General features: G+C 66.2%; 31 protein-coding genes and 1 tRNA gene. 5 read left to right on the top strand and 27 right to left on the bottom strand.

What is annotated here, in order from left to right; all coding sequences use genetic code 11:
* Positions 1-28 precede the first annotated feature (28 nt).
* From FHS74_RS11220 to FHS74_RS11315, 20 genes are all read right to left on the bottom strand, one after another.
* Positions 29-592, bottom strand: coding sequence for a hypothetical protein (locus FHS74_RS11220; protein WP_184800384.1), 564 nt, complete (start codon positions 590-592; stop codon positions 29-31).
* Positions 593-927: 335 nt separating this feature from the next.
* Complete coding sequence (locus FHS74_RS11225) at positions 928-1,137, bottom strand: hypothetical protein (RefSeq protein ID WP_184800386.1); 210 nt, start codon at positions 1,135-1,137, stop codon at positions 928-930.
* Positions 1,138-1,148: 11 nt separating this feature from the next.
* Positions 1,149-1,475, bottom strand: coding sequence for a hypothetical protein (locus FHS74_RS11230; RefSeq protein WP_184800388.1), 327 nt, complete (start codon positions 1,473-1,475; stop codon positions 1,149-1,151).
* 4 nt (positions 1,476-1,479) lie between these two features.
* A complete protein-coding gene (locus tag FHS74_RS11235) occupies positions 1,480-2,217 on the bottom strand; it encodes a hypothetical protein (protein ID WP_184800390.1) in 738 nt (245 codons plus the stop codon).
* Positions 2,218-2,221: 4 nt separating this feature from the next.
* Entirely contained in the window at positions 2,222-2,446 is a 225-nt protein-coding gene (locus FHS74_RS11240) for a hypothetical protein (RefSeq protein ID WP_184800391.1), read from the bottom strand.
* A 20-nt stretch (positions 2,447-2,466) separates the two neighbouring features.
* On the bottom strand, positions 2,467-2,889 hold the full coding sequence (locus FHS74_RS11245) for a hypothetical protein (protein WP_184800392.1): 423 nt from the start codon (positions 2,887-2,889) through the stop codon (positions 2,467-2,469).
* A gap of 16 nt (positions 2,890-2,905) precedes the next feature.
* Entirely contained in the window at positions 2,906-3,415 is a 510-nt protein-coding gene (locus FHS74_RS11250) for a hypothetical protein (RefSeq protein WP_184800393.1), read from the bottom strand.
* Entirely contained in the window at positions 3,412-3,996 is a 585-nt protein-coding gene (locus tag FHS74_RS11255) for a hypothetical protein (protein WP_184800394.1), read from the bottom strand. The genes FHS74_RS11250 and FHS74_RS11255 overlap by 4 nt, the downstream gene beginning before the upstream one ends.
* A gap of 57 nt (positions 3,997-4,053) precedes the next feature.
* Positions 4,054-5,562, bottom strand: coding sequence for a hypothetical protein (locus tag FHS74_RS11260; protein ID WP_211106224.1), 1,509 nt, complete (start codon positions 5,560-5,562; stop codon positions 4,054-4,056).
* A gap of 114 nt (positions 5,563-5,676) precedes the next feature.
* On the bottom strand, positions 5,677-6,627 hold the full coding sequence (locus FHS74_RS11265) for an HK97 family phage prohead protease (protein WP_184800395.1): 951 nt from the start codon (positions 6,625-6,627) through the stop codon (positions 5,677-5,679).
* Positions 6,628-6,631: 4 nt separating this feature from the next.
* Positions 6,632-8,047: a phage portal protein gene (locus FHS74_RS11270; RefSeq protein ID WP_184800396.1), complete on the bottom strand. Its 1,416-nt coding sequence runs from the start codon at positions 8,045-8,047 to the stop codon at positions 6,632-6,634.
* Positions 8,048-8,291: 244 nt separating this feature from the next.
* The gene (locus FHS74_RS11275) at positions 8,292-8,672 is read right to left on the bottom strand and encodes a hypothetical protein (protein ID WP_184800397.1); all 381 of its coding nucleotides are present in this window, start codon (positions 8,670-8,672) and stop codon (positions 8,292-8,294) included.
* A 45-nt stretch (positions 8,673-8,717) separates the two neighbouring features.
* The gene (locus FHS74_RS11280) at positions 8,718-9,068 is read right to left on the bottom strand and encodes a hypothetical protein (protein ID WP_184800399.1); all 351 of its coding nucleotides are present in this window, start codon (positions 9,066-9,068) and stop codon (positions 8,718-8,720) included.
* A 241-nt stretch (positions 9,069-9,309) separates the two neighbouring features.
* A complete protein-coding gene (locus FHS74_RS11285; RefSeq protein ID WP_184800401.1) occupies positions 9,310-10,191 on the bottom strand; it encodes a BPSL0067 family protein in 882 nt (293 codons plus the stop codon).
* Positions 10,192-10,279: 88 nt separating this feature from the next.
* Complete coding sequence (locus FHS74_RS11290; protein WP_184800403.1) at positions 10,280-11,866, bottom strand: terminase family protein; 1,587 nt, start codon at positions 11,864-11,866, stop codon at positions 10,280-10,282.
* Positions 11,784-12,341: a helix-turn-helix domain-containing protein gene (locus FHS74_RS11295; RefSeq protein ID WP_184800405.1), complete on the bottom strand. Its 558-nt coding sequence runs from the start codon at positions 12,339-12,341 to the stop codon at positions 11,784-11,786. The genes FHS74_RS11290 and FHS74_RS11295 overlap by 83 nt, the downstream gene beginning before the upstream one ends.
* Positions 12,342-12,727: 386 nt before the next feature.
* A complete protein-coding gene (locus FHS74_RS11300; protein WP_184800407.1) occupies positions 12,728-13,132 on the bottom strand; it encodes a hypothetical protein in 405 nt (134 codons plus the stop codon).
* Between the two features lie 6 nt (positions 13,133-13,138).
* Positions 13,139-14,011 (bottom strand): class-II aminoacyl-tRNA synthetase family protein, encoded by an 873-nt coding sequence (locus tag FHS74_RS11305; RefSeq protein ID WP_184800409.1) that lies wholly within the window; start codon positions 14,009-14,011, stop codon positions 13,139-13,141.
* Between the two features lie 23 nt (positions 14,012-14,034).
* Positions 14,035-14,670, bottom strand: coding sequence for a hypothetical protein (locus FHS74_RS11310; protein ID WP_184800411.1), 636 nt, complete (start codon positions 14,668-14,670; stop codon positions 14,035-14,037).
* Complete coding sequence (locus tag FHS74_RS11315) at positions 14,667-14,936, bottom strand: hypothetical protein (protein ID WP_184800413.1); 270 nt, start codon at positions 14,934-14,936, stop codon at positions 14,667-14,669. Before FHS74_RS11315 ends, FHS74_RS11310 begins: the two co-directional genes overlap by 4 nt.
* Before the next feature lie 146 nt (positions 14,937-15,082).
* On the opposite strand from FHS74_RS11315, the gene FHS74_RS11320 reads away from it, so the two are divergent.
* Complete coding sequence (locus FHS74_RS11320) at positions 15,083-15,553, top strand: helix-turn-helix domain-containing protein (protein ID WP_184800415.1); 471 nt, start codon at positions 15,083-15,085, stop codon at positions 15,551-15,553.
* Between the two features lie 38 nt (positions 15,554-15,591).
* Here the strand turns inward: FHS74_RS11320 and FHS74_RS11325 are convergent, their stop codons facing one another.
* A complete protein-coding gene (locus FHS74_RS11325) occupies positions 15,592-16,002 on the bottom strand; it encodes a hypothetical protein (protein WP_184800417.1) in 411 nt (136 codons plus the stop codon).
* A 485-nt stretch (positions 16,003-16,487) separates the two neighbouring features.
* Here FHS74_RS11325 and FHS74_RS11330 point away from each other — a divergent pair, with 485 nt between their 5' ends.
* Positions 16,488-17,009, top strand: coding sequence for a hypothetical protein (locus FHS74_RS11330; RefSeq protein ID WP_184800419.1), 522 nt, complete (start codon positions 16,488-16,490; stop codon positions 17,007-17,009).
* Between the two features lie 13 nt (positions 17,010-17,022).
* Here FHS74_RS11330 and FHS74_RS11335 read toward each other — a convergent pair whose 3' ends face one another.
* The 3 genes from FHS74_RS11335 to FHS74_RS11345 all read right to left on the bottom strand — a co-directional run bounded on the left by FHS74_RS11335 (position 17,023) and on the right by FHS74_RS11345 (position 19,139).
* Positions 17,023-17,361, bottom strand: coding sequence for a hypothetical protein (locus FHS74_RS11335; protein WP_211106225.1), 339 nt, complete (start codon positions 17,359-17,361; stop codon positions 17,023-17,025).
* A gap of 163 nt (positions 17,362-17,524) precedes the next feature.
* Complete coding sequence (locus tag FHS74_RS11340; RefSeq protein ID WP_184800421.1) at positions 17,525-18,409, bottom strand: NIPSNAP family protein; 885 nt, start codon at positions 18,407-18,409, stop codon at positions 17,525-17,527.
* A 76-nt stretch (positions 18,410-18,485) separates the two neighbouring features.
* Positions 18,486-19,139, bottom strand: a complete 654-nt coding sequence (locus FHS74_RS11345) for a hypothetical protein (protein WP_184800423.1) — start codon at positions 19,137-19,139, stop codon at positions 18,486-18,488.
* A gap of 109 nt (positions 19,140-19,248) precedes the next feature.
* Here FHS74_RS11345 and FHS74_RS11350 point away from each other — a divergent pair, with 109 nt between their 5' ends.
* On the top strand, positions 19,249-20,235 hold the full coding sequence (locus FHS74_RS11350) for a helix-turn-helix transcriptional regulator (protein ID WP_184800425.1): 987 nt from the start codon (positions 19,249-19,251) through the stop codon (positions 20,233-20,235).
* Positions 20,236-20,296: 61 nt separating this feature from the next.
* Here FHS74_RS11350 and FHS74_RS11355 read toward each other — a convergent pair whose 3' ends face one another.
* The 3 genes from FHS74_RS11355 to FHS74_RS11365 form a co-directional block, all read right to left on the bottom strand.
* The gene (locus tag FHS74_RS11355; RefSeq protein ID WP_184800427.1) at positions 20,297-22,699 is read right to left on the bottom strand and encodes a TonB-dependent receptor; all 2,403 of its coding nucleotides are present in this window, start codon (positions 22,697-22,699) and stop codon (positions 20,297-20,299) included.
* Between the two features lie 275 nt (positions 22,700-22,974).
* Positions 22,975-24,390, bottom strand: coding sequence for a DUF2252 domain-containing protein (locus tag FHS74_RS11360; RefSeq protein WP_184800429.1), 1,416 nt, complete (start codon positions 24,388-24,390; stop codon positions 22,975-22,977).
* A gap of 286 nt (positions 24,391-24,676) precedes the next feature.
* Positions 24,677-24,751: transfer RNA gene (locus FHS74_RS11365), tRNA-Thr, on the bottom strand.
* Positions 24,752-24,989: 238 nt separating this feature from the next.
* Between FHS74_RS11365 and FHS74_RS11370 the strand changes: the two genes are divergently transcribed.
* Positions 24,990-25,145: a hypothetical protein gene (locus tag FHS74_RS11370; protein ID WP_184800431.1), complete on the top strand. Its 156-nt coding sequence runs from the start codon at positions 24,990-24,992 to the stop codon at positions 25,143-25,145.
* A 173-nt stretch (positions 25,146-25,318) separates the two neighbouring features.
* Positions 25,319-25,873: a dCTP deaminase gene (dcd, locus tag FHS74_RS11375; protein ID WP_184800433.1), complete on the top strand. Its 555-nt coding sequence runs from the start codon at positions 25,319-25,321 to the stop codon at positions 25,871-25,873.
* Positions 25,874-25,968: the final 95 nt, after the last annotated feature.

Genomic DNA, 25,968 nt, shown 5'->3' on the forward strand with positions numbered 1-25,968 from the left:
TCATGCCTCAACGCCGCAGACACAATCTTTATTGATTGGACATTGATTGGCTAGGCCCTATCCATTCCATCATAATCTTTCGGTGAGATTCCAGCAATTTAGAGTCAGCAATCTTTGCCGAACAATATTCTCCATTACTATATTTTGAATGGATAAAAAAGACCGTCACCTTCTCATTTTGCCACTCATAACTGACATCATTTGGAAATTCTTCTTTCTTATACCCGCCCCCATACAGGGACTTGAAAGCATCAAAAAGGCCCCCAGGACACGCCCCATATGAGAAATCTATGGCGTCCAATACACCCCTAAGGAAAGTGGCTGTCGACTCGGCAGCGGCACCGTTGAACGTCACCGGCTGCCCCTTCATCTTGAAGACCTTTAGGGATTCGGGTGGAGGATAGTTGCTGCCCCAAGGGTCGAGGCCGACCTGCTCCGCCTCCGCAATGGTCATGCCCAATCGCAGCCCGCCAAAACCATCTGGCGCATTCGTGAAACGTCGCGATTGCCAGAATACCGCACCGCCCACAACCACCGCCACCGCCACCGCCACCGCGCCTGCCGCCAGAAGCGCCTTCCCAGTGAGTCTCATGAATATCCCCGTTTTCGCCAATATTCTACGCGACTGGAACAACCGTATTACTGGCCATACCTGGCCTTGACGCTGCCAAGAAAGCCTTTCTCTCTAACAACGATGGCATCCAGCAACGTCGGCTCATCAATGGCCAGCGAGTTCATATCAATGTCGATCAACTCCAGCCTCGCCTTCACCAAAGCGGGCGCGCATTCGGGATGCGAGCTTGTTCCAGCCGCAGGATGGCCAGCACCAGCCTCACGATCATCAGTTGCGCTTTACGCATGCCCCCCCTCAATTACATTGAGGGAGTCTCATGCTTACGAACAAAATGGCAACACCTTTCTGCAACCTCAGCGGATATTCCCTTCGCCGAACGTCGCAAGAAGCTCTGCCAACCCCACCTCACCGGTAGGTGGCGGCCCATCCGGCGCAAGCCCCAGATAGGCCGCCACCATAAGGTGGACGGGCGGGTGGTGGCGCCAGTAGCGCCACAGCGCCTGATAGCGCGGTAGGGTGAACTGTCGCTCCACGTCATCCCAGGCGCCACAACCCGACGCCACCAGTTCCGCAGTCAGGTCATCGATGTCGTCGACGGCCCCGCCTGCGGCATCGGCTCCCCCGGAGGAATCAACCCCGACTCGCGCAGGATGCTGACCACCGCCGACACCAGGGCCGGGAACTCAGTGGCGCCCATCTTCTGCTCGATGGCGTCGGCCGTCATATCCGGCGCCGTACTTTTAAGGGCGGCGGCCACGATGCGGATGCCGGCGGACGCTTGGTCCACCGGGTCGGTCAGCAGGGGCAGGCCCTTGATGTCAGCCCACGCCGCCTTCAGGGCGGCGAAGTTCATGGGCGGCACGGGGTATTCCGTGCCGCCGATCACCACGCTGGCGCCCATGGCATTACCCCTGCACGCTGAGCTTGCCCACCGTGCCGGAGGCGTCGGCGAAGGCCATGAAGTCCAGTTCCGGCTGCATGTAGTCACCCTGCTTGGTCGCCAACTGCAGCTTGCTGGACGTGCAGGCGTTCAGGCTGAGCACGAGGTTCTGGCCACCGAAGGGTGTGGCCAGCACGCAGGAGAAGGTGGGCGCCAGCCCCTGCAACTGGTTGGAAATGGTGGTGACGGTGCCGCCGGTGGCGCTGGTGTAGCTGTAGTTGATCAGCAGGCCGGCACCGGTGTCGGCGGCGGCGAAGGTGTAGACACCCCCAGTCTGGCTATACTGACCCGTCGCCGGCGCGCTGGCCACCTTGGTCAGCGCCACGCCGGTGGCGGCGAACACCACGCCTTGGTCGGCCTGGAAGCCGGTGCTGTTGGCCACCGTCACGGTGTAGGGCGTGGAGGCCGGCACGCTCGCCGCCTCGTTCAGGGCCACCAGCTGTTGGCCAACGGTGGAGGTCCCGCCGAAGAACAGACTGTTGAACAGGGCGCCCTGGATTTGGCCGGTCTTGGCTTTGCCCTGGATTTTGGCCTGGCCGCGGGCGACGGACACGGGGAACTGGTTCTGGCCATACAGTTCCTTGAGCGTGAAATCGATGTCCACCGATACCGACTGCAGGGTACCGAACTGGATGGGGGTGGCGTTGGCAACACCGGTGGGCGTGCCGAACAGGGTGCCGGCGCCGAAGGAATATTGGGGCATGGGATCAGATCTCCTGCAGGATGCGGGCCTTCAGCCCGCCCAGGGTGGTGACAAGGTGGTTGTAGGCATCGGTCGCCCGCGCCACGGGCGAGTTGTGGATTTCCTCCGCCAGCCAGGCGGCCAGCGCCCGTTCCAGCCGCACGGGCCAATCGCAGGGGGCCGCGTCGGGGGTGGAAGCGGGCACGGGTTCAGGGGCGGCGGCCTCGGCCGGCGTATCGGCGTCAGTCATGGCAAGCATCCTTGATGAGATCAGGGGATGAGCAGGCGCAGCGGCACGATGGCCACGGCCTGGGAGCCCAGGGCGCCCTCGTCCGTGGTCACCTGGCCCTCGATCCAGCAGTCGTAAACCAAGCCGCCCAGGGTCTGCTTGTCCTGCCCGGGCGGGGGGCGCAGCGCTGACTCGACGGCATCGAGCAGCGGATTCAGCACCACGGCACCGGCGGTGTCGTCATCCGGCGCCTGGGCGTAGAGCAGGATGTCGACGCGTAGCAAGCGATGGGCCGGCAGGGTGTCGCGGCGCGTCACCTCCTCCCCCCGGCTCATCAGGAACAGGGCGGGCTGCTGCGCGGGTGACAGGTCGTTCCACAGCCGCACGCGGCGGCTGGCGGTGGCGAAGGGTGCCGCCGCCGTCAGCCGGGCGAACAGGGCGGCGTGGATGTCCTCACGGGCCATGGAATGGGTCCTAAGATCAGGCGCCGAGCTGGGCGGCGATGGCGGCGCCAACGGCGTCGGCCAGGGCGGCGCGGATACCGACGGCGCCGTCGGCCAGGGTGGGCGCCAGGAAGGGATGGCCTGCATAGTCGACACGGCGGTCATAAGCCTGGACTGGCACACTGACCGGTGAGATGGCCTGGCCGAAGGCTTCGGTGACGGTGCGCAAATGGGCGTGCACGGATTCCGTGCCGTGGAAGCCGTACTCCTGGAAGGCGGCATAGGCGGCCGCGGGCGACGTCTCATCCACCGTCACCCCCGCGGTGGCCATCAAGCCGCTGACCGTCAAGGTGGGGATAAGGGCGCGGCTGAGCGCGCCGGTGCCGCCTTTCGTCTGCCCGTTCAGCGTGACGCCCGCAGCAGCAGCCAAGGTCCGCGCCTGGACCATCATGGCATCGGCCAAGGCGGCGCTGACAGCCGTCGGCACCTCTGTCAGACGATCCCGCAGTTGGTCGAGACCGCTGGCGTCGACCGACCAGCCGCTCATAACGGCGCCACCCGGCGGTAGGGCGCCAGGGCCGCCGCCAGGCTGTCCGGCATTTCCTTCTGCAGATAGCCGGTGGTCTCCCCGCCATGCGCCTTGGAGACCAGGCCCACGCGGTCACGCTCCCGGTAGCGCAGGGCCACCAGTTCCACGCAGGCCTGTTCCAGAATCGCCGGCAAGGGATCGTAGCCGGCGGTCCAGGTGACGGTCACCCGACGGCGGCCCCGGGGGAAGATGCCGCCCACCAGCATGACCGTGTACTCGTCATGGGCATAGCCGTAGGCTAACGGCTGGTCCCCCGGCTGGGGTGGTACAGGCACGCCGTCCACCGTCACCGCCGCGACCGCCGTCACCGGATAGTTGGGCAGGGGCAGCAGGGCGTTGCCGTTGCCATCCAGCGTCTGGGTATAGGTGGCCGGGGACAGGTCACGGCCCAGCCAGCGGCGAATGAAGCCGCTCTCCGCCTGGATCAGGCGGGTCAGCAGGGTATCGTCCGTGGCGCTGGTCAGGGGCGGACTGAACCAGGCCTTGACCGTTGCCACGTCGGTCAACGGCGTGGGGGTGAACGGCGTGGTGCCTTCCATGGAACTCGACCTCCGGAAAGGGGCGGGGTGCGGGCGGGCCGCCCCCGCCCGGCCGCATCAGCCGTTGGCGATGTTGGTGATGACGCCGAAGGCCGGCGGGAAATAGTTCTGCAGCACGCCGTCGCAATAGACGCCGTACTCGTAGCGCCGGGTGCGCAACGGCCATTCGATCTGGTAGTAGTCGCGCCGCATGCGCATCTGCGTGACGTTGGTGACGTTGGCCAGCGGGTAAGGCAGACGCGTGGTGCGGAACAGGATGGTGCCAGCCGGCATGTTGGGGTGGACCTTGATGTCCAGGGTCTGGCCGCCGACCATGCTGTAGCGGTTGAGGTAGGTGCGCACCATGACGCCGCCGCCCAGCAACGCCTGGTCGGTGTTGAAGACGAAGCGCTGCGCGGAATTGGCGGTGCCGGTCAGGATCTTCCGGCTGATGGTCTGGGCTTCCTGGCTGCTGACCCAGATTTCCTGCGGCGACAGGCGGTAGTTGTCCCAGAAGGCCTTCAGCGCCGTCTCGATCTCCACGATGCCGCCGGCGCCGTCGGCGGTCAGAGGGGTGCCGGTGCCGGCAGTGCCCGTGGGCATGACCTGGACATAGGCGTTGGAACCGCCCTTGAACGCCTGATACAGCAAGCCGTCGAAGGATAGGCTGTTCTGGCTGTTGTCGCCGGCGCCCAGGCTGGCCGCCGTCTGCGTGCCGGCCGCCAAATCGGTGATGACGACGGAATTGATGGTGGTGAGGGCGCCCAGCTTCTCCGCACCGGCGGCCCCCCAGAACCAGGCATAGGCGACGGCGCCGATCATCGGCGCCACGGTGGCGGCCAGGCTACCGGCCGACCCGGTGGTGGTGCCGGCAGCGGCGGCGGAGGGCTTGGCGGCCCCGCCGCCGAACTGGTCGCTGGAACCATCGGCATTGGTGCGCGTCATCTGTCCCTGGATGCCGGCGGTGACCGACCCATTGAGATAGCCTTCCAAGGTCAGGCCCACGGCGACGACGGACCAGGTGCCGGCGGTCAGGGCGCCACCGCTGTTGGAGGCGGTGACCACCGGGGTGGCCGTCGTGCCCAGCGTCACCGAGGCGTTGCCGCCCAGGATCATCTGCTCTTCCTGGATCATCAGGCTTTCCAGCAGGTTCTGCACCGCCAGCGCCCGGACGTCGTCCAGGCCCTCGGCGGCGTAGTCGGCCTCGAAGTCCACGCTGGCCTCCAGGCCCAAGCCGCGATAGACCGCGTTCATGTCCTGGGTGCGGACGGCGATGACGCCACCCCGGTTGCCGCCGGAAACGCCGGCGCGCACGCCGGTGGTGTTCACACCAGTGATGGCCTTCCAGTTAGCCTGGATGCCGCCCCGGCCGGAGACTCGGGGGATGCTGTTGCGCAGCGGCGTCAGCACCGGATAGAGCAGCTTGGCCCCGGGTTCCAGGTCATAGAAGGTCAGGCCGCTGGTGGGGTTGCCCGACTGGGTGAAGGTGGACTTGGTCAGGTCGTCGCCGGCCAGGCGCTGCCCCTGCGCCGCCTTGAAGGCGGACAGGGTGTCGGTGGTGGTCGCGGCGGGGGGGATGCCGTTCATCAATGTCTCCAACAGGTGAAAATGGGCGTGCGGCGGCCCACGCCGCATCACGTGACGGGGCGTTTCCGGGCGAACCGGTCAGGGAGTGGGGCAGGCTTTAAGGAATGGGAGGGATCAGAAGGCCGGCGTCATGTGCGCCGGGTGGCGCTGCGCCTTCTTGATGGCATCCAGCGCGGTAACAGGGCCGACGCCATCCAAGGCCGTCTTGCCGGCGGCCGCACCGGCGACGGTGGCCTTCAGCACGTAATCCTCGACGCGGGGCTGGGCCTCCAGCGCTCGCACCCGGGCGGCCAGGGCGTCGCGCTGGCGCAGCAGGCCGGCGCGGTCGGCCCGCGCGCGGTTCAGGGCCTTGCGCAGGCCGCCCGCCCCCAGGGCAGCGGTCTTGTCATCCGTCCCCTCCTCCGCCGCCGCCTCGTCCTCGTCGTCCTCTTCCGGCGCCTCGTCGGTGTTGGCGGCCTGCAGCGTGGACAGCAGGCCTTCCACCTCCTTGGCCGACAGGCCGGCCACGGCGGCGCTGAGGGCTTTCAGGAGGGTGGCCAGCGGCGCGCAATCAGCCAGCGCGTCTGGTTCATCGGCGCCGGGCTTCTTCTTGGCCGGCGGCGTATCGGCTTCGGTCATGTCGGTATCCTCCAGCTTGACCAGGGTGATGACGGCATCGGGGTTGGCCGGGCGGTCCACCAGGCTGATTTCCGTCAGGCGCAGGGCGGTGATGGTGTTGCGGTCGTCGGGATCACGCGCCACCACCTTGCCGCCGATGGAAAAGCCCTTGTAGACGCCGGCCTTGACCTTGCGGATGGCGACCGGGTCCACCACCGTGGCGGTGATGCGGGTACGACGGTCGGCGCCGACGGCGGCGGCATCCACCCGGCCGGCGGCCAGGGGCTGGTGCATCTCCCGCAAGGGCCCGGTACCCAGGCGCAGGAAATCCGGCAGGGCCGCCTTCACGGCGTCCGCCGCGACCACCTCACCGTCGCCGTCCACGGTCTCGGTAGTGGCGATGCCCTCCACCATCAGGGTGCCGTCCGCCCCCTCCTCCACCTTGGTGAAATTGCCGAACAGGCGCATGGCGTCAGGTCTCCTCATCAGGGGATGGCGCGTCGGGCGCCGTGTCGGGGGCGGGCGGGGGCAAGCCTTGCGCCGCCTGCTCCAGCGGCACGGCGTTGCCACCGTAGATCAGCGGGCGGTCCCCGCCGGGCACGGGGGGATAGCCGATGTCGGCCCGCACCTCGTTCAGGGTCTTGATGCCGGCACGGACATGGATGTTGGCGATGGTGGCGGCCTTGACCGGATCGACTTCACGAGTGTCGTTCCACGCGAACTCCAGGTCGGCGGCGTCGAACTCCCGGGCCAGCAGGTCGTCGATCAGTTCCTTGACCCACAGCATGGTGGGGCCCAGCCCCTCCTCATGCGCGGCGTCCTGCGCGGTCTGGGCGGTGGCGCGGTTCATCTGCGCCACGAAGGCCTGCGGGCTGATGGAAAAGGCGAAGCACGCCACCCGCGCCAGCCACTCGTCGAACACGCCCTTCAGCTCCGGTTCCTTGATGGGAATGAAGGTGCGGGCGACACCGCCGGGCACGAATTTGGCGTGGCGGCGGCTGGCGGTATCGCCCTCGTGCAGGGCGTCCCAATAGGTCTGGAACTGGCGGATCTGGTCCGGCGTCCAGGCATCCGGCACGCCGATCAGCGCCTCGGGGATGTTGCCCTCGGTGTAGTACTGCAGCTGCCAGATCTGCCGGCGCAGGGCGATGTTGACGGTGGTCTCGATCTGCTCCACCGGACCCAGGCCATAGACGCGGTGCGGGCGTGGGTTGCGCGGGGCGTAGATCAGGTCATCGGTGGTGTAGTCGACGGCGGGCAGGCCCTTCAGCTCCTGCTGATAGGCGACATCGGGCGGCAGCGGCGTGCGGCCGAAGGGGTCGATCACCCGCTTGATGGTGGCGCCGTCCATGACCTGCAGCGCCCGGACCTGGCCACCCAGCGTGCGCGCCACATAGAGCGTGGGCGCATCGATGACCAGCAGGTCCTCCAGCAGCAGGCGCAGCCAGCGCGACCAGGCGTGCACCCCGTCAGGCCGGTGGAAGAAGGTGGTCAACGCCTCGACCCGCGCGTCGGGCCGCGCATCGGCGGTATTGGTGGTAGGGGCGGCCCCCCGCACCCGGATGGTCCATTTCAGGCCCGCCATCTGATCCTTGCGGGTTTCGATCAGCAGGCGCAGCACGTCCCAACTGTCGGCCAGGGCGCGCAAGGCCTCGAACCGCGTCCCCTCATAGGCCTTGGGCCGTTGCAGCAGGTTGTAGCCGGACGGGAAGTCGAACTGCCGCCCCGCCACCTCCGGCGCGCTGGGAGGCAAGGGATCCAGCGGGCCGAACCAGGAGGAGGCGTCGCCCGTCACCGTGTAGGAGACGGCCGCCCCCAGGGCGCGGCTGGCGCGGGCAAGAATGCCCGGCGCCACCGCGCGCCCCTTGCTGTCGCGGTTGCTTGACATGCGTTTCGTCTTTCGTGGTGGAAGCGGGCAAAATAGGGTTACGCCGCAGCGTTTTCGCGGGCGGCGTGTTTGACCTGAGCCGGAAGAATAGGCCGGTGGTTAATGAACGACGTTCGGACCGCGCGTCAGCCCAACCAGCCGCTTAGGGGCCGTTGGGAATTTACTGATCCAATTCAAGCCTGAAACTCGAGATCCTGACTCTGTTTTGCTGCAAAACTTGATTCAGTTATTTTCCCACGAGCCCTTAGCCAAGGGCAGGAGCGTCGCGATCGACGATAAATCCGCCCGCGATCTCTTCAAAAGTGCCCCCACCATAATCAGCGAGAGCATCCCTGACCGCAGGGGTCGCCTGGCATCCAAACACACTCAATCGGCGCCACGCGGGATGATGCTGGTCAATCGTATCCAGAAGGGAGATGAACGCGTTCTCCGGTGACGTCATATCCGCCCTGGTGAAGACCGTGACCTGGTGAGCATGACCATCCTTGGCCCACAGCCGCTCGGCAGCTTCCCTGTTCGCGGGTGATTGACATAGCCAAACAGGATGCAGTCCGGCGAATTCACTGAGTCGCTCACCGAAATCAGGGGCGAAGGCCAGGACAACATCGTCGCTTAAAAATGACATCTGCCTTCAGTCCCCTTTCAATGGCTCCCCTTAAAGGGCTTGCCACTAGCGCTCGCCGCCCAGCTTGCCGGACGCTGCGTCGGGTACGCTACCCTGCTTGGCCCAAACATCGTTCCAACGCTGGAAGGTGCGTTCCGTTGGTTCCATCCACGTGTAAGGGCGAGAGTCCAGATAATCGAGACTGAGCATCGTCGCGGGCACATCAATATAAAGTCCAGGCTCGCCGCCGTCCTCGTAGCATCGAAACAGATCGTCCGCTGCCCACGCCTTCATCTGGACCAAGGCTTGTTCCCTACTCAAGCTCCAATCCTGGACTCCGGCGTTAATGAGATTCTGAACCGAATCCTGATCAAGGGCATAGAGTACCGCCGTATGTTCAAAATTTAAGTCCGTCACAGCGTTCTCCCGCTTTACCGGCCCCTGGCCGAGGACAGCCCATGATTTCTATATCATGTACGGAAAAGCCGTCAGCCTCATAGGGGAAGTGCGGCCTGTAGCGGGGTTTGCCGTCGACGTTCCCGGATCACCTATTTGGGGGTGTATGAGGATGTCTCATAGCTAATCGCCATGGCGGCAACTCCCGCATTTACCCAGATGAGGTAATGTATGGCGGGTATTTTGACGCTATTCCGGCCAATTAATCCTTTTTTATCGTGGAATAACTGGTGGGCAGTTTGCTGCCACCCCTTTTGTCTCCATACAAATATAGTTTTTTGTGCACCTGCCCCGAGTTATTTCCGCGACTATTATATTGCTCCAGAACCCAAATTCCCTCATCGGTCGCACTCAGGAAAATTGCCGCGTGATTCCCTGCCGCCCGGTTTCCGTATCGTCCATTGGGGTCGAATGTGGCGATAACAGTGCCTGGCTTTAGTGTCTTGATGACATCCGGGGTTAGCTTTTCCCCCTCACGCCAGTTGCCGGATTTCGCCAGTCCACTGGTCAAAGATCGAACCAAGCTTACACATTCATGGATGTTTTGCGCGTCTATATGCGGCGCGGAATGGAACCAACCACCAACCTTTCCCGCTTCCGCAATGAGCCCCGTTACTTTCGCGTCCACTTGCTTGGTACTCAAGCCCGCGAAGCCATCGGCGACCCAACGACCTTGGTCGTCGCGTGCTTCGCCTTGATAGGCATCGTTGGCAGCCTTGGCCAAAGCCGCCTTCGTTGCCCCCTCCGCTGGCGGCAATCCCACCCGCACAAGGGCGATGGCCGCCAACGCGCGTTTGCCCTCGCTCAGCGCCTGCGCCACTGAAGCCAGACGCTGAGCCAAACGTACGCCATCGTCCAGCGTGTAGGGACGGCCATAGGCCTGGGTCAGTGTCGCGGCCAGCCGATCAGGCGTCTGAGGCTGCCAGCCCTCCCCCACACGTCGTAACAGAGGCAGGCCGCCCCCCAGGAAAGCCCCTTGATCATTCACGTAAGGCAGCCCGTCTTTGGGCGGAGCGCCATCAAAGCAGGCGTCCGCGCGGTGGACGGTGCCAGGCCAGAATTCCGTCGATCGTTGCGGCGACATGGTGGGCGGACCTTTCCGGTAGCGCCCTTTGGGCGCGCTGACACATCTCTTGTGCGAAGACGGCGTAAAGAGTCCCGCGCCTGGCGGCTCAGGCCGGGGAACCGGTTGATACGGTGGGCGACACCAGCCCCGCCGCCATCTCGGCATAAACGGCCAGCAGGCCGGTGCCGTCGCCAGCGGGCTGGGCGTGGGCCAGCACCAGGGCGTCGCCCTTGTCGGGGCTGCGGCCGATGCGGGCCTTGATGTCGTCCTTGGCTTCGATCTGGATGCCGCGCGCCGTCATCTTCCAGCGTGGCGCCACCAGATCGGCCAGCAATTCGCGGTCCGGCGGCAGGGCGAGGTCGGCGCCCAGTTCCGGCTCCAGGGCTTCGCGCAGGCCCCAGTACCATTCGGCCCGGCGGTTGACGAAGCCCAGGCGACCACCACGGTCGCGGGCGCCGCTGGCCGCCGCCGCGTTCATCGCCACCATGCGCAGGCCGTGCAGCACGCCCAGATCCTGGACGGAGGCGCCGACGCCGATGGCATCCACCTGCACGGCGACGCCCCCGGGCGTATCCGTGGTCACCTGCCCGGCCAACCGCCGCAGGATCAGGGCGACGACGGCCGCACCGTCCGGCGTCTGCCGGCCAGGCACCACATCCAAGGGCGCGAACCAGGCGCCATGGCGGGCGGCCAGCACCGTGCGGTCGCGCCCGCCGCGCGCCACGTCCACCCCCAGGGCCACGAGGGGCGCCGTCGCGGCATCCACCGGACGCCAGCGGGCCATGGCGGCCTCCACCCAGGCGGTGGGGATGACCTGCCAGGGATGATCCTCCCGCCCCGCCCCGAAGTCGCCGCGCAGCATCTTGGAGCGCAACGGCTCCGGCAGGGACTGCAGGGTGGCGATGTAGCCGGCGCGCATCATCACCGGGTTGTCCTCCACCCGTGCCGGAATGAAGGTGCGGGACTTCGGCGTCAGCATCTCGCCATCCGCCAGCGCCACCGGCTCCGGGCCGGGAACCTCCTGGTCCTGGCCCTGGGCATCGGTGACGAACCAGCGCAACTCCCCCGGCTGGGCGGGGTTGGGGTGCGTCGGGTCCAGCCATGGGGCCCAGAAACGGATGACCCAGGCGCCCTCGGCGTCGGTGGGCGGGTTGCCGGCACCGATGACACGGCAGCGTTGGCCCGCGTCCACGCCCGGCCCCGGCCGGTTCCAGCCCACCAGGAAACGGAATTGCGTCTCCGTGAAATGCGGCAACTCATCGAAGGCGATCAGGTCGTGGGGGCGGCCCTGGTATTTGTGCACATCGTCGGCGTGCTGCACGGCGCCGAATTCGATGATCCGGCCATCGGCCAGACGCCAGGTCCAGTCCGATTTTGACCAGCGCCCCCGGCCGCGGAACAACAGCTGCGCCCGGTCGGCGATGCCCTTCAGCTGGGGATATTCGCGGCGGAAGAGGATGGACAGGCGGTGGCGGGTATGGGCCGCACCCAGCAACAGGTCGGTCTTGCCGCCGCCAGCCGCGCCGCCGTAGTAGAGGAAATCAGCCTCGCTGTTCAGCGCCAGGGTCTGGGGCCCGGGGAAGGGCGTCCACCGTGCCGCCGTGCGCCGCTCAATCTCCGCCCGCACCACCGTCAGCGCCCGGGTAAGGGCCCGCCGCTTCCAGGCGGCGGAGGAGGGCTTCCAGTTGGGCATCGTTCAAGCTCGCCAAAGCCACGGGATCATCAAGCGGCGGGGACGGGGTGCCACCGCGCGGACCCGCCCCGTAGCCATCGCCCTCGCCTTCCAGCGGGCCATCATCGGCGTCGCCCGCCTTGGCCCCCCAGCCCAGGCGCACCCGGCACCAGAAGATGAGGGAGGGGGCATGCCCTTCCAGGGCCTTGGCGTACAGGGTTTCGACGATGCGGGCGTGGGCGCGGGCCGCGCCCTGTTCCAGCTCCCGCCCGAAATGGCGGCGTAGGGTGCGGGGGCTGACGCCCAGCATGCGGGCGATGACGCCGCGCGGAACCCCCTTACCCGCCAGGTCGGCCACCTCCGCCCGGCGATCATCGCTGATCACCAGGCGGGTACGGACGGCGCGCACGGGAGCGGGTAGGGACAACGCCGGAGTGTCGGTCAGGGTTTGAGTGGACAGGGCTTCGGCTTCCGCCCCCTTTGTGACGGGCGGCATGGGCGGCGTCTTGCGCGTCGGCACGGCGGCGCACCTCTCAAAGGCTGCAAATCGGATTGAGGTCAGGCCCACCGGCACCGCCAGGGCCTGAAAAGCGAAGCGCCCGGCAAGGCGTTCAGCCTTCCGGGCGCAAATCGGCATTTCATATTTCTATATATGCCAGCACAGCGCCGCGGCGTCAAGCACATTTTACATCGCGCTTCACTTTTCGCCTGCGATTGACGGCGCCCATCAACGCCTTGGCAGGGGCGAAAGGCCCCGTCCGGGCCGGTCAATAGGGCATCCCAATCCCGCCGCATGACAATGGGGGCAAAACAACGCCCGACATACGGAAGATGGCCAGTCGGCCGATTCGCTGGAGAATTATGGCGCTGATGCCTCAACCACTATTCATCTTCTTCATCGTCCCTATGCTCCCAAGGAGGCCCTTCATCAGCCCAAGGGTCGCCGCGATCCTTGACGATTTGCCAGAATTTCTGAGCCAACACCGGCCTGCCCAACCGCCAGTATGCGTTTGCCAAGTTCGCGCACGCCGCGTTGCTCCCCGCGAGGCACGCCTTTTTATATAATATTTCGGCAGTTTTGAAGTCTTTGAAAATGGGTGGTTCGCTAAGATGGTCAGCCAGCATGGTCATGCTCCAAACGTGGCCAAAATGCACACCGATCTTGAACAGCAAAGTGGCATTATCCGCATCACCGGATTCTTCCAATTTCTGCGCCAAGACCCCCAATCTGTCAAAATCATCTTCTGAAATATCAAGGTTGAATGTCCCCGATTCTTCACTCATCATGGCACCTCAGATCGAATCCGGCAAACATTTGCCGGGGGTGAGCTGGCACATCTGCTCTTCCAATATCCTCCCCGGAAGAAAAGAAAAAGGAAGAATACCCGGTATTCCGCGAAGGGCTTTATCAGCAAAATACTCCAACTCCTCCTTGGTCGATGGCCGTTCGCGCCAAGCGCCATTCTGATCTTTCCACCGGGTCCATCCGGGTTTGTCGCGATGCGGCCGCAGTTTCTTAAACTGGTTTCCGCTTCCCGCCTTGCTGCTAGACCAGTTGCGTTCCCCGTCATACCCGACCGGCACCACTCCGGCACGCAGCCCATCGCCTGCCACTTCATATGGGGCGGAACCGGTCGCCATATCGCTGCCACCCCCGGACGTCCAGCGACCATGGTCATCCCTGGGCTGGTCGGGGCTGTATTTTGCAATCGCAAAGCCCGCCACCTTCATCAGGACATTTGGCGCCATCCCATCATCCAGCAGCGTCTCCGCCAGGAACAGGCGGTGGGCGGTGGCCTCGGTGTCCGGCAGGGCGCCTAGCCCCGCATGGGCCAGGTGGATGGCGGCTTGCACGGCCTCATTCGCGGCAAGGGCACGGCCGGCGGCCTCGACCTTCGCCAGAATATGCCGTGCGCGCTCCGCCGTATGGGGGCTGCCATACGCGATGGCGAGCAGGGCCAGCAGGCGATCGGCATCGACATCCAAAGCCTGTGGTGCCCAGACATTAGCCGAGCGCTTGGCCAACAGGGTGCCGGCGCCCAGGACCAAGCCAGCAGGGGTCAGAACCGGGTGTGGGTGTAGGCCCCGGGCGCGGCGATGCTGCCAGGCGGCGGCCAGGGCGGGGTGACCAGTATCCATATCGTCCCGGGGCAAGAGTGCGGTCATGGTCGTGTCCTTTCCAGCGACGGTCAGTCTCGAGGGATACGGTAGTGATCGGCCAGGACGTCCAAGGCACCGGTCAGCGCCGCCCAGCCTTGGGGCCAGTCGCCAGCCCAGTTGGCCTCGAAACGTCGGGGCATGATCTCATCGGCGCACAGCCCCTCCACCAGGGTCAGGGCCAGGAGACCGTGCGGCCCGCTGGCGCGGATCAAGGCGCGGGCGTGGGCCAAGCGCTCATCCGTGCGGTTCCAGCGGTCGGGGTCCACATCCGGGCGACCGACGCCGGTACCGGACTCCGGCACATAGGCATGCGGCTTGGGCGCCTCCGCCAGCGACAGCCAGGCGCGCCACAAGCCGCCGACCGCCTGGCCGGCATCGTGCTGCCGCCGGGTCAGGCGGCCGCGCAGCAACAGCTGGCCCAAGGGCTGGCCGGCGCGTTGGTCAAGCAGCTGGTCCGTGGACAGCGCGCCGGCGGCCCCCAGCAGATCGGCCCGGCGTTCCAGGGCCTGGGGCAGGATGGCCGCGTCCACGGTTTGCACCAGTTGACCGCAGGCATGGCGGGTACCGGCCTTGCGCGGCCGACCGGCGCGGCGGCGTGGCGGCGCCTTGCGGCCACCGATGGCGGCGACGGATGCGGAAGAGGCGGAGGAGACGGGTGTGGTCATGCCGAAGGCGTCCTTTTACCGTAGAGGGTGGTGGCGATGGCTTCCACCGCCAGGCGATCGAATTCGTTGGGCAGGTCATCCAGCCGGATCATGGCGACACCGCGCTTGTGCCAGGCGGCGATGGCCATGGACTTGAGGTCGTCGCTCGTGGATGGCGTCCGCCCCACCTTGCCCGACAGGCTGGTGGTGACGGGCACGCCCGCCAGCGCGGCGCTGACGGTCGGCGCGGGCGCACGCGGGACGGCGCCCCGGGAACGGGGTGGCATAGGTTTCCTTTCCTTTTCGGGCTCCAGACCCGGCGGAGCCGCAAAAGCCCGCTGGTCATATCGCAAAGGATAGGGTAAATTTCCCCCAGAATCTAGGGCATAATTCCCCCGCGACGTCCGTCCCGACCCAGGGTAAATTTCCCCACATGATCAATGTCGCCAAAGCCGCCCCCCCTAACCCCGCGCCCAGCCCGCTGGCTGAGCGATTGGGCCGCCGTCTGACGGCGCTGGGCCTGGGATACGCGGAATTCGAACGGGCCGCGGGCCTGAACGAGGGCACCATCAAGGGCATCATGTACGGCAAGTCCGCTTCGCCCCGGGCCGACACCATCTATAAGATCGCACGCGGCCTGGGCTGCCGAATCGAGGATTTGATCGGGGAGAACCGCCTGGGCGACGACTCGGGTGACAACCTCACCCTGGCAGCCCCCGGTGCCGCCCCCTATCAGGGGCAGGAGCCGCCGCGGTTGCCCGAACACGCCGTCCTGGACGCCGTCCTGGACAAGGTGCGCACGGCCTATCGCGAGGGTGACCTGGACCTGGCGGCCCAGTTGGTCCGCTTGTTCCAGTTGGACCTGGAAAAGCTGAAGATCGAACGCGAGATCAGCCGCCGCTAAGTCCGTGTCCGCACCCGGCGTCGCCGCGCGCCCATCGGTCAGCATATCGGCCACCCCAGGCAAACCGCCAGATCGCGACTGAGCAACAGGTCGGCAGGCGCCTCGTCCGGCGTGCCAGCCATGCCCGGCAGCGCGTCAACCAGATAGAGACGGGCGCGCAGCGCGCGCGGCTCATCGGCCATTCCTGTCGGCGCGGGCTCATCCAGAGCGACCCAGGCATCGGCGGCGATAGCGACGCCGCCAGCCACCTGATGCAGGGATGGTATCATGTCGACCTGGCGATGCCGGGCCAGCGACAGCAAGGTCCACGGCCACGCGTCGGTCACCGCCGCCACCACCGCCACGCCGCCCACCATGACCCGCAAGCGCCCGGTGGGCGGGGCCTGGGTGGTGCCGGGATATACCTCCCCGGCCAGGGGCAACCGCCGCTGCGACACGCGACCCGACATCCCACTCCTCTATTCTTGCGATGGTTCACCAGCGATGTTCCTCCAGGCGCACATCGTGCGGACGAGGAGTGGACCGGGCATAGCCCGCTATAAATCAATACATTATCGATAATCTCCGCATCAAAACTCCCGGTTAACGTGCGCTGACGGACAAGGAACGCCCTCCGGGAGCGGCCCGGCTGTTCTCTTTATGTTCTCATTTTGGTTCGGAACGGTCAAGCACCGCCCACCATCCGGAAACGACCGTGAAGCGGGGGATGATTCCCCTCTAGGGTATTTTTCTTCTGATTCCGCTTGACGGAAGATTTTTCTCCTGGCAGGGTAACTCTCACCGGCCGGCGCGATCCCCATCGGCGCCAGCCGGCGACGGCGCCCCGCCCTCTGCCCCTCCCGGGCGGGCGCGCCCCTCCCCCGGGGCGGGCAGGCGCCGACAGGCGGCCACCGCCCCGGGGGTCCTTTCCCAAAACCATCGGAGCCTCGCGCCCATGCCCCCCTCCCCGCTTGTGCCCATTTCGGCGAATCCCATCCCCGGCACCCCGACGCGGCCGGGCCCCGCCCTGGCGGCACACATCCCGGCCCTGGCCCGGCTGACGGCACACGCGGCGCTCAGCGTGCGCCTGGCCTGCCGCCGCCTGGAGCAGGGCCAAGATCAAGCCGCGTTGGATGAATTGCTGGAAACGGCCGGCCCGGTCCTGACGCAGGCGCTGGAAGGCGTCGGCCGGCTTGAGGCGGCACTGGAAGCCCATGGGCGGGAGCGGGAGGCTGATTGGCGCCCGGCCGCAACGCTGCGCGTGCGCATGGAGGCTGCGGCCGGCCTGCTGAGACAGGCCGACATCCTGGCCCGCGCCGGCCTGGCGGAGGAGGCGGGCGACAGTCGGGAGGCGGCGCTATGGACGCTGGAACGGGGCTTGGCCCTGGTGCCGCCGTTCAGTCCCGTGCCAGGGCAGGACATGCCCATCCACGCCCTGCCACCGACCTATCCGGCCGAAGGCTTGCCGCGACCATAATCGACAGCGCACATCAGCGGCGGACCGCGTGAGTGCCGCCGCTGCCCCAGGCGCTGACGCCCAGCAGGAAACCGAAATCGTACCAGCGACCGGGATTGGGATAGGCATAGACGCGGGTGTCGGACACCAGGCTGTAGATAAAGCTGAACGGCGCGATCAATCCGTGCAGCAGGCCGTAGAGGAAGCCGGGCAGTTCGCGGCCGGCCATGGGCGGGGGCTGCGTGGCACAGGCACTGAGCAACAGCCCAGTGCCCACCATGGCGGCACCCACCAGCACGGGCTTCAGCCAGCGCCGACGCCTGGCCTCCTCCTGCAGGGGCGATATCGGCGTGCGCGGTACGGACTGTTCCATCTTGGCCTCCCGGACAATGGCAGCGATAGGGATCACCTGTCGCTGCCACTGTCCGGGCGGATGATGGCGAGGCCAAGGCCCCCAAAAGGCGATTCTGGCCATAGGCGGGTTAGCCGGAAGACGCCCTGGCGACGGCCGCCCTCGACCGGAAGGCGGCGATCGGTCATTGCCACCGCGATCCCGCGGTGGGCACCAGACGGTGGACCTCCGGCAGCCCTTTCAACACATGGCCCCGCCACCAGGGCATCACCCCCTGCGTCCGATACCGGTCATAGGCCGCCACACCGGCGAAGGCTTGGAAGGTGACGAACACGCCCTCCCCCTCCCGTACCGGCAGACGGGGGAAGCTGTTGGCTTCAGCGGTGGTGACAAAGGTAGCCATGACGGGCCCGCCCGCCGCTGCCAGCGCTGGGGCCCCGTCATGGGCGAAGGCATCGGCCAATTCCTGGGCGGCGATGGCGTCGTGTGCCGGAAATGGGGTGTAGATGGTGACGACCAGCAACCCTTGGGAACCGGCCGGGCCGCCCGGCGGGGATGTTGGCGGCGGGGCCGCATCCGCGAACCCGGTGCCGGCCACGGCCGGCCGCAGCAGCAGGACATTGTCGGAGTCCAGCATGGTGGCATTGGCGTCCTGCCGGTGCGCCCGCCAGACCGGCCCGTCGTAGAAGGCGGCAAGGCCGGCGGCCCGCGACCGCATGTCCGTGAACCCGCGCAGCCAAACGAAGCGGTCAGGATCGTCCAGGTCACGGAACTGGCCCACCACCCGCAGGCCCAGCGCCTCCTGCCCTGTCCGGAAATAGCGGTCGAACAGGTCGATCAGCACGTCGCGCTGGCCGGGCTTCAGCGTGTACTGGCGCAGTTCCAGGATGGCGCAGCACAGCCCGGCGGCAGGGGGCGGCGTGACAGCGGGAGCGTCCGCCCGCAGCGCGGCCTTCAAGGGCAGGGCGCTGGCAGGCAACAGATCCGGCGGCCAGGCCAGCGCCCGTTGGGTCAGGCCGGCCCCGACCAGCAGGGTCGCGGCCAGCAGGGTGACGGTTTGCAGTCTCATGGTGGCTTTCCCGTGTTCGTATCGCCCGAGCTGACGACGACGCTAAAACCTCAAGCAAAGTTGAGGTCAAGTGTCCTCAGGCGCGGGTGAAATCCTGGGTCCAATTGGTTTCCCAGGTGCGGCCCCCATCGGCCGACCATGCCTGTTCCCAATGGGCGGAGGTCGCGGTGATGTGCGACCACACCACCCGCACCGCCACGGCCCGGTCCAACAGCGGATCATGGTCCTGACCGTGGAACTCGCCCCGCCGGCCGGCGAACAGACCGCCCCCGAAGTGCCCGGTCAGGGGCGCCCGCAGGGTGCCGGTGCGCCCGTCCACCTGATGCGATGTCCACTGGCGGGCGGCCGGGTCATACAGGCGAAAGGTGACGGCGGCGGACGGCTGCCCGGGTGTCGAAGCCGGCAATTCCAGTTCGTCCAGGCAGGCCAGCCCGCCCAGCATGACCTGGCCCTGGGCAGTGGCCGACACTTGATCCCAGCGATCATCGCCCGACCAGGGGTTCAGACGCCGACGGCTGAGCACCGACCAGCGGCCCGCCAGGAAATCGAAATCGCCGCGCCCCGGCCCCCCGGTCAGCAGGTCCGGCTGGCCGGGATCGGCGGGGCCGCTGTCGACCGCGGACAGACGTTCCGCCCATGCCGGGCGGGCGGCGACCAGCGTCAGCAGACCCGCCCCGAACAGGGTTGCCCGTCGGGTGGCAACTGGGAAGGTGGCAGGGACGGCATGCATGGAAACGGTCCTCCTGGCGGCGGAAAGCCGGACGTCTTGTCCGGCGCCTTCCTTTTACCGGACAAAACCTGACATCCTTTGTCATGTATAATCTGCTAGTTTGAAATTCATGCGCGCCAGCCGTCTCCTCTCCCTGCTCATGCTGTTACAGACCCGGGGTCGCCAGACCGCCCAGGCCCTGGCCGACGAGCTGGAGGTCACGGTGCGCACCATTTACCGCGACATCGACGATTTGAGTTCGGCGGGCGTCCCGGTCTATGGCGACCGCGGCCGGGCCGGCGGCTTCCAGCTGTTGGACGGTTACCGCACCCGGCTGACCGGGATGACCGCGCAGGAGGCGGAGAGCCTGTTCCTGGCGGGCCTTCCGGGTCCGGCGGCGGAACTGGGGCTGGGCGATACCCTGGCCGCCGCCCAGTTGAAGCTGCTGGCCGCCTTGCCGGAGCAGGGGCGCCAGACGGCGGCGCGGCTGAACGCCCGCATCCACCTGGACCCGGTGGGCTGGTTCCAGGAACCCGGCAAGGTCGACATCCTGCCCGACATCGCCCGGGCGGTGTGGAACGAACAGATCATCCGTATGCGCTATGAGCGGTGGAGCGGCATCGTGGAACGCACGGTGGAACCGCTGGGCCTGGTGCTGAAGGGGGGCGTCTGGTACCTGGTGGCGCAAAGCCAACCGGAATTGGGCAAGCCGCCCAGCGGCCCCCGCACCTATCGCGTCTCCAACATCCTGGCCCATACGGTGCTGGAGCGGCATTTCACCCGGCCCCAGAACTTCGACCTGCCCGCCCATTGGCGGGAGTCGCTGGAGAGCTTCGAGGCCGGCCTCTATACCGGCACCGCCCGGGTGAAGGCGACGGCTGCGGGCCTGAAGATGCTGCGCAACCTAGCCCCCGCCTTCAATGAACGCATTACCGCGACCCTGCGGCCCGCGGACGCCAGCGGCTGGGCCGAAGCCGACATCCCCCTGGAAGCGGTGGACTGGACGGCGCACCAATTGCTGGGCCTGGGTCTCACCGTGGAGGTCCTGGAGCCCCCCGCCCTGCGCGCCCATATGGCCGAATTGGCGGCGGAGTTGCATCGCCGCTATCAGAGCTAAAAAAGGGCACCGGCGTCGCCACCGGTGCCCCCTTCCTTGAACCTGGACGCCCTGCGTTGGGTCAGTAAGTGACTGACATCTTGGCGGAGACGAAACGCGGCGGCGCCAGCTGGTATGATGGCAGGTTCGCGGCCACACCATTATAGGCCAGGGCGTTGTTCCCGAAGTTGATGCCGCCGATGTAGTGCTTGTCGAACAGGTTGGTGACCGACAGCACGAACTTGGTGGTGAACTTGCCCGTCAGCGCCTCTGGCAGGGTGTACCCGGCCGACACGTCGAAGGTGTAGAAGGACGGCACCTCTTCATCGTTGGTCAGCGAGCTGAAACGGTGGGCGGTGTACTTGCCCTGGATCTGGGCGAAGTAGTTGTCCCGCTCATACCGCAGCATGGACGACACCAGCCATTCGGGCGTGTCCGTCAGTTGCTTGCCAGCCGTGGGCAGCGGCACCGTGCTGCCATTGCCCAAGCCGACATAGATGTCGTTCTTCAGATGGCTCTGGGTGTAGGCCGCCGACAGATAGGCGGAAAAGCCGTCGATGGGCTTGGTGCCGATCTCCGCTTCCGCGCCCTTGATGATGACGCCGCCGATGTTCTTCGACACCGTGGTGTTGGCGGTCACGTCAAACAGCGACTGCTGGCGGTTGGAGTAGTTGGTGTTGAACAAAGTGAAGGAACTGATGAACCATTCGTCGGCGTGGCGGACGCCTGCCTCCAGGTCCACCGTCGTCTCCGGCTGGATGGTGGAGAGGTTCACGCCCGGGGTGTACAGGGCCGAGTTGTCGGTGGCGCGGAAGGTCTGCGTCGCCGACATGAAGACTTGGTTGCTGTCGTCGATATGATAGACGGCGCCGGCGCTGGGCACGAACTTGCCCTGGTCCAATTCCGGCCGGGTCGGGGCCACCGCGTTGCCGGCGGTGCGTAGGCTCAGCGGCAAATAGTTGATGCCGCTGCGGTTGATCTGCGAGTGCTGCAGGCCGACGCTGAGCGCCAGCTTGTCATCGAACAGATTGAGGGTGTCGACCACGAAAGGCCGCACCACCTCGGTCGTCGTCTTCTGGTCCTGGGTGCGGACCACCGTGCCGTCGGCGCGGAAGACGTGCTCGTTGTAGAGGTCCGGCCACAGGCTGACGGGGTTGCCATAGGCATCCACCGACAGCAGTGGCTTCCATTCGCGCAGCTTGCCGATTTCGTACTGGAAGCCCACCACCAGTTCGTTGTGGCCGTAGCTCCACTTGCCGCGGGTCAGGAACCCGGGGCGCATCTGCTGCTGGGCGAAGGGGTTGTAGAACAGCTTGGTGTCCCTGGTGTCACCGTCGCCGTTCAGATCCCGGGGTCCGCCCAACTGGGCCGCATTGGTCTCAGAGAAATAGCCGGCGGTGCCGCCAGCGCCGAAGCCGTACCAGAGGTAGGGCTGGACATCGAGGCGAATGCTGTCGGTCAGGGCGAAATTGCCCTTCACCGACACCACCAGGTTCTCGAAAGGGTTGGTCGCCAGCTTGTAGTAGTTTGACCGCTGCAGCAGCGTCTGTCCGTTCAAATTGGCGCTGTTGTTATCGTTTTGCGCCGTACCGTTCGCCGCCGGGTCGGTGGGGGCGAAGGCCGTGGCGAAGTTGAAGTTGTAGCCGTATTGCGCGATCTGCGCCTTGTTCAGCGCCTGATACGAATAGGTCTCCGCCGTATTGTAGAAGGCGCTGAGGGCGATGCGGCTGCTGTCGCCGATGTCATGCGCGATGGAGGCGTCGACATGCTGGCGTTTGGTGTCGCCCACGCCGCGCCACACGTCGACCGCCGCGTTGGAGTAGGAGATGAAGGCCTTGGTACGGAAGCCGATGTCGCCCGTATCCACGCGCACGAATTCGCGGCGCAGGCTGTTGTCGCCCAGCGCCTGCTGCGCCATGACATGGAAGTCGTCGGACGGCTTCTGGATGACCATGCCGATGTTGCCGCCCGTCTCGCCCACGTTGGGGGTGTCGGCATCGCCAGCACCCTGCATGATGTAGACTTGGGAGAGGTTTTCGGCGTCGATGTATTCCTGCGGATAGACGTTGAAGGTGCCGCTGTCGTTCACCGGCACGCCGTCCAGGATCAGGCCGATCTGATTGGACTGGAAGCCGCGGACGGAGATGGCGCCGCGGCCGGTACCGGTGGCGTCACGGCCATTGGAGTTCACGCCCGGGGCCAGGTTGATCAGCTGGAAGGGGTTGGCCGCCGCCGGCTGGTCCTGGATGAACTGCCGCGAAACCGAGGAGGCGGACTTCGGCGCCTCTTGCAAGGTGATCATACCGGCGGCCCCCGCCGGGCGACCGCTGGTGACCAGGATCGTCTCCACGTCACCGGCCGACGAGGCCTCCTGCGCCAAGGCGCCGGCACACACCACAACGTTGAGCGCCACCCCAGCCAGCAAGGCGCCGCGCAGCCGAGACCCTTCACGGACGGCGTCGCCGTCCCGTGCCAAAATCGTCATGAGATCCCCCGATCTTTCCTACCCAGCGCCCACTTCCCATGGGGTCGCCAACCGATGCTTCTGCAGCTGCAACTATCATTGGTTTGTTGCAGTTTCAAGGCGTTGGCAAAAAAGCTTGGGGACAATATGTCCTTTGCGCTTCGCATGCGCGAATTCGCCTGGACCTTGGGCAAACGGACGGTGGTCCTGTCCATTTTCTGACCATCCGGTCAGCCAGATTCACGCACGGAAAGGGCGAATCGAGACAGAACCGCAAAGGTCGCGGGCGGCGGGTATCAGTCCGCCTTCTTCGCCTTGCCCTTGGCCTTACACGGCAGGTCCGCCACCGCCAACTGGCCATCGGCGATGGCCTGCTTCAACAGGCCGTGATCCCGCGCGCTGATCTCGGCATAGCCGGCGGCGAAGTCCGCCACGGCGTCGTCAAAGGTCCCGGAGGTCCCCAGGTAGCCCGAGATCAGGGCCGCATCGCCGGAACGGGCGTGGGCGCGCGCCAGCGTGGTGCCGCACAGGGTGGCATAGAAATCCAACCGGTCGCTTTCCATCAGGGTGCTGGCCGAGGCCATGCGCCGGTCCTTCAACTGGCGGATATAGAAATAGCGGCCAGCCTCATCCGCCGCCCAGCCAAGAAAACCGTCGCTGACCGTCTGCAGGACGCGTTGGCCCACCACGACCCGCTGCCCCTGGTTGGCGTAGGGCGAGGCGCCGGCGTAAGGCGCCAAGGCCGACGCCATGGCCTCCTTCACCTGCAGGAACAGGGGATGGCCGTCCGGGTCGATGAACAGGCCAATGGCGCAGAACGTGCCCACGGACCCCACCCCCACCACCTTGAACGCCACGTCGGCCAGTTGATAGCGGTCGATGAGGAAGCGCCGCTCCTCCGGCAAGGTATCGCGATAGCGGGTGAAGAGGGCGCGGGCGCGCAAGGCCGCCTGGCCCTGGCGGTCCGTCTCCTCATCAAAATGATAGATCAGGGGTGGCGCGTCGCGGATGCGGGCCTCACGCCCGTCGTGGTCCGCCAGGCGGGGAAAGTCGTCGCCGGCGGATGGCGTGGCCGCCGCCTTGGCCAACAGCGCCATCTCCTTCTCGCGAACCGCCAGATCACTGATGCCCTGGGCCATGGCGGTGATGTCCACCCGACTGGACCAGGCGGTCAGTGGATCAAGATCGGCCAATTCGGCCATGCGCAGGCGATAGGCGGTGACGGCGGCCCGGGCCATGTCTTTCGCCGCGGCGGGGGCATGGCCGGAATCCAAGGCCGCCAGCACCAAAGAAGCGGCCAGCCGCTTCACATCCCATTCGAAGGGAGCGGACAGCGTCTCGTCGAAGTCATTCAGATCGAAGACCGGGCGCCCCTCCGGGCTGGCGTAGACGCCGAAGTTCATCAGATGGCAGTCGCCCGACGCCTGCACGCGGATGCCACTGGCCGGCAAGGCCGCCAGATCGCGCACCATGACCGCGGCGGCCCCGCGCAGGAAGGTGAACGGGCTGGCCACCATGCGCGCCCAGCGCACCGGCAGCAGGGATTGAATGCGCTGGGCAGACGTCGCCAGCAGCAGGGCGATGGGGTCGCCCCGGCCTTGCAGCGCCGGAAGCGCGGCGTTGCCCGACCGGGGGGCGGCGTCGCGCAAATCCTTGCCAGCCTCCCGGCGGCGATTGGCGGGCAGGGTCCGCAGGGCGGCGAGATCGGTCATGGCTCTCTCCAAACAGGTCGAGGGCGCGGACGGCGTGGAGCGGACAAATCCAGCTATGGCTGGCTGCGGTTCCGATTAAACGCAGCCGACCATAGCGTCGGGGGCGATTATGGCAGGGATGTGAAGCCGTGCCGGTAGGCACCGCGGCTGGGAAGCCGCTACCGCACGGAATGTTCACCACAGATACGGACGCCATTCCATGACGGCTCATGGAAATGGACAATCGGCCGCAGTACGCCCCACCGGGGCGTCGGCCATAAGCATCTGATTTTTAGGAGGGTTCGGATGGTGCTGCCAGAGAGGATTGAACTCTCGACCTCTCCCTTACCAAGGGAGTGCTCTACCACTGAGCTACGGCAGCGCCCGTCCGGTGGGCGGGGTAATTGCCACAGGGGCGGATGGTATGCAAGCCCTTTGATCGAAGAAAATGAAAGAAAGTCCGGGACGCCCGATCGGATCATCCCCCAGATGCCCCGTGACAAGGCTTGGCGTCGGCCCATTCTGCGCCTATTTTCGGACCCTTGCGACAGGGAAAAGGCCAGGGTTTCCGCCCGTCCCCGCCCCCTTCTGGAGTAACCATCCCCCCCATGACCCGGAACATGACCGACAAGCCGACCACCAAGCCCGGCGCCGAGAAGACCCTGACACGCGAGGAACGCCTGGCGGCCGCGCTGCGCGAAAACCTGCGTCGCCGCAAGACGCAGTCGCGTGAGCGGGAGGACACCGCCGACAGCCCGGCATCCGACGGCGAGTGAATTGCGGACCAGCCGCTTAACCACATGTGGTGGGTGGAACCCAATCCTGAGGCCCATTCCTGGGGCATATGTCCGCCAGATATGGCGTCAAAGTCACCTTGAGCGCCGCGCGGGGAGGGTCTAAGAAGGGATCCGTAATCCTTGCCCGACACCCGACCCCAGGAGTACCGCCCATGGCCATCATGCCCGACAGCTGGATCCGCGATATGGCGCAGAACCGGGGCATGATCGAGCCGTTCGTGGAAGCGCAAAAGCGCGAGGGCGTCATCTCCTTCGGCCTCTCCTCCTATGGCTATGACGCGCGGGTGGCCGACGAGTTCAAGATCTTCACCAATGTCGACAGCGCCATCGTCGATCCCAAGCGCTTCGACGACGCCAGTTTCGTGGACCGCAAGACCGACGTCTGCGTCATCCCGCCCAACAGCTTCGCGCTGGCCCGCACGGTGGAATATTTCCGCGTGCCCCGGGACGTCCTGGTGATCTGCCTGGGCAAGAGCACCTATGCCCGTTGCGGCCTGATCGTGAACGTCACGCCGCTGGAGCCGGAGTGGGAGGGCCACGTGACCCTGGAAATCAGCAACACCACCCCGCTGCCCGCCAAGGTCTACGCCAATGAGGGCCTGTGCCAGTTCCTGTTCCTGAAGGGCGACAGCGTGTGCGAGGTGTCCTACGCCGACCGCGCCGGCAAATACATGCGCCAGCAGGGCGTGACACTGCCGCGCCTGTAAACGCAAGGTCGAGTTTCGAAGGGCGGCCCACCGCCGCCTCAATTCCGCCATACCCCTCAGCCATTCCAGCCGGCATCCCCCAAGACCGGCATACC

The sequence above is a fragment of the Nitrospirillum iridis genome (assembly GCF_014205765.1).
GTDB lineage: Bacteria > Pseudomonadota > Alphaproteobacteria > Azospirillales > Azospirillaceae > Nitrospirillum > Nitrospirillum iridis.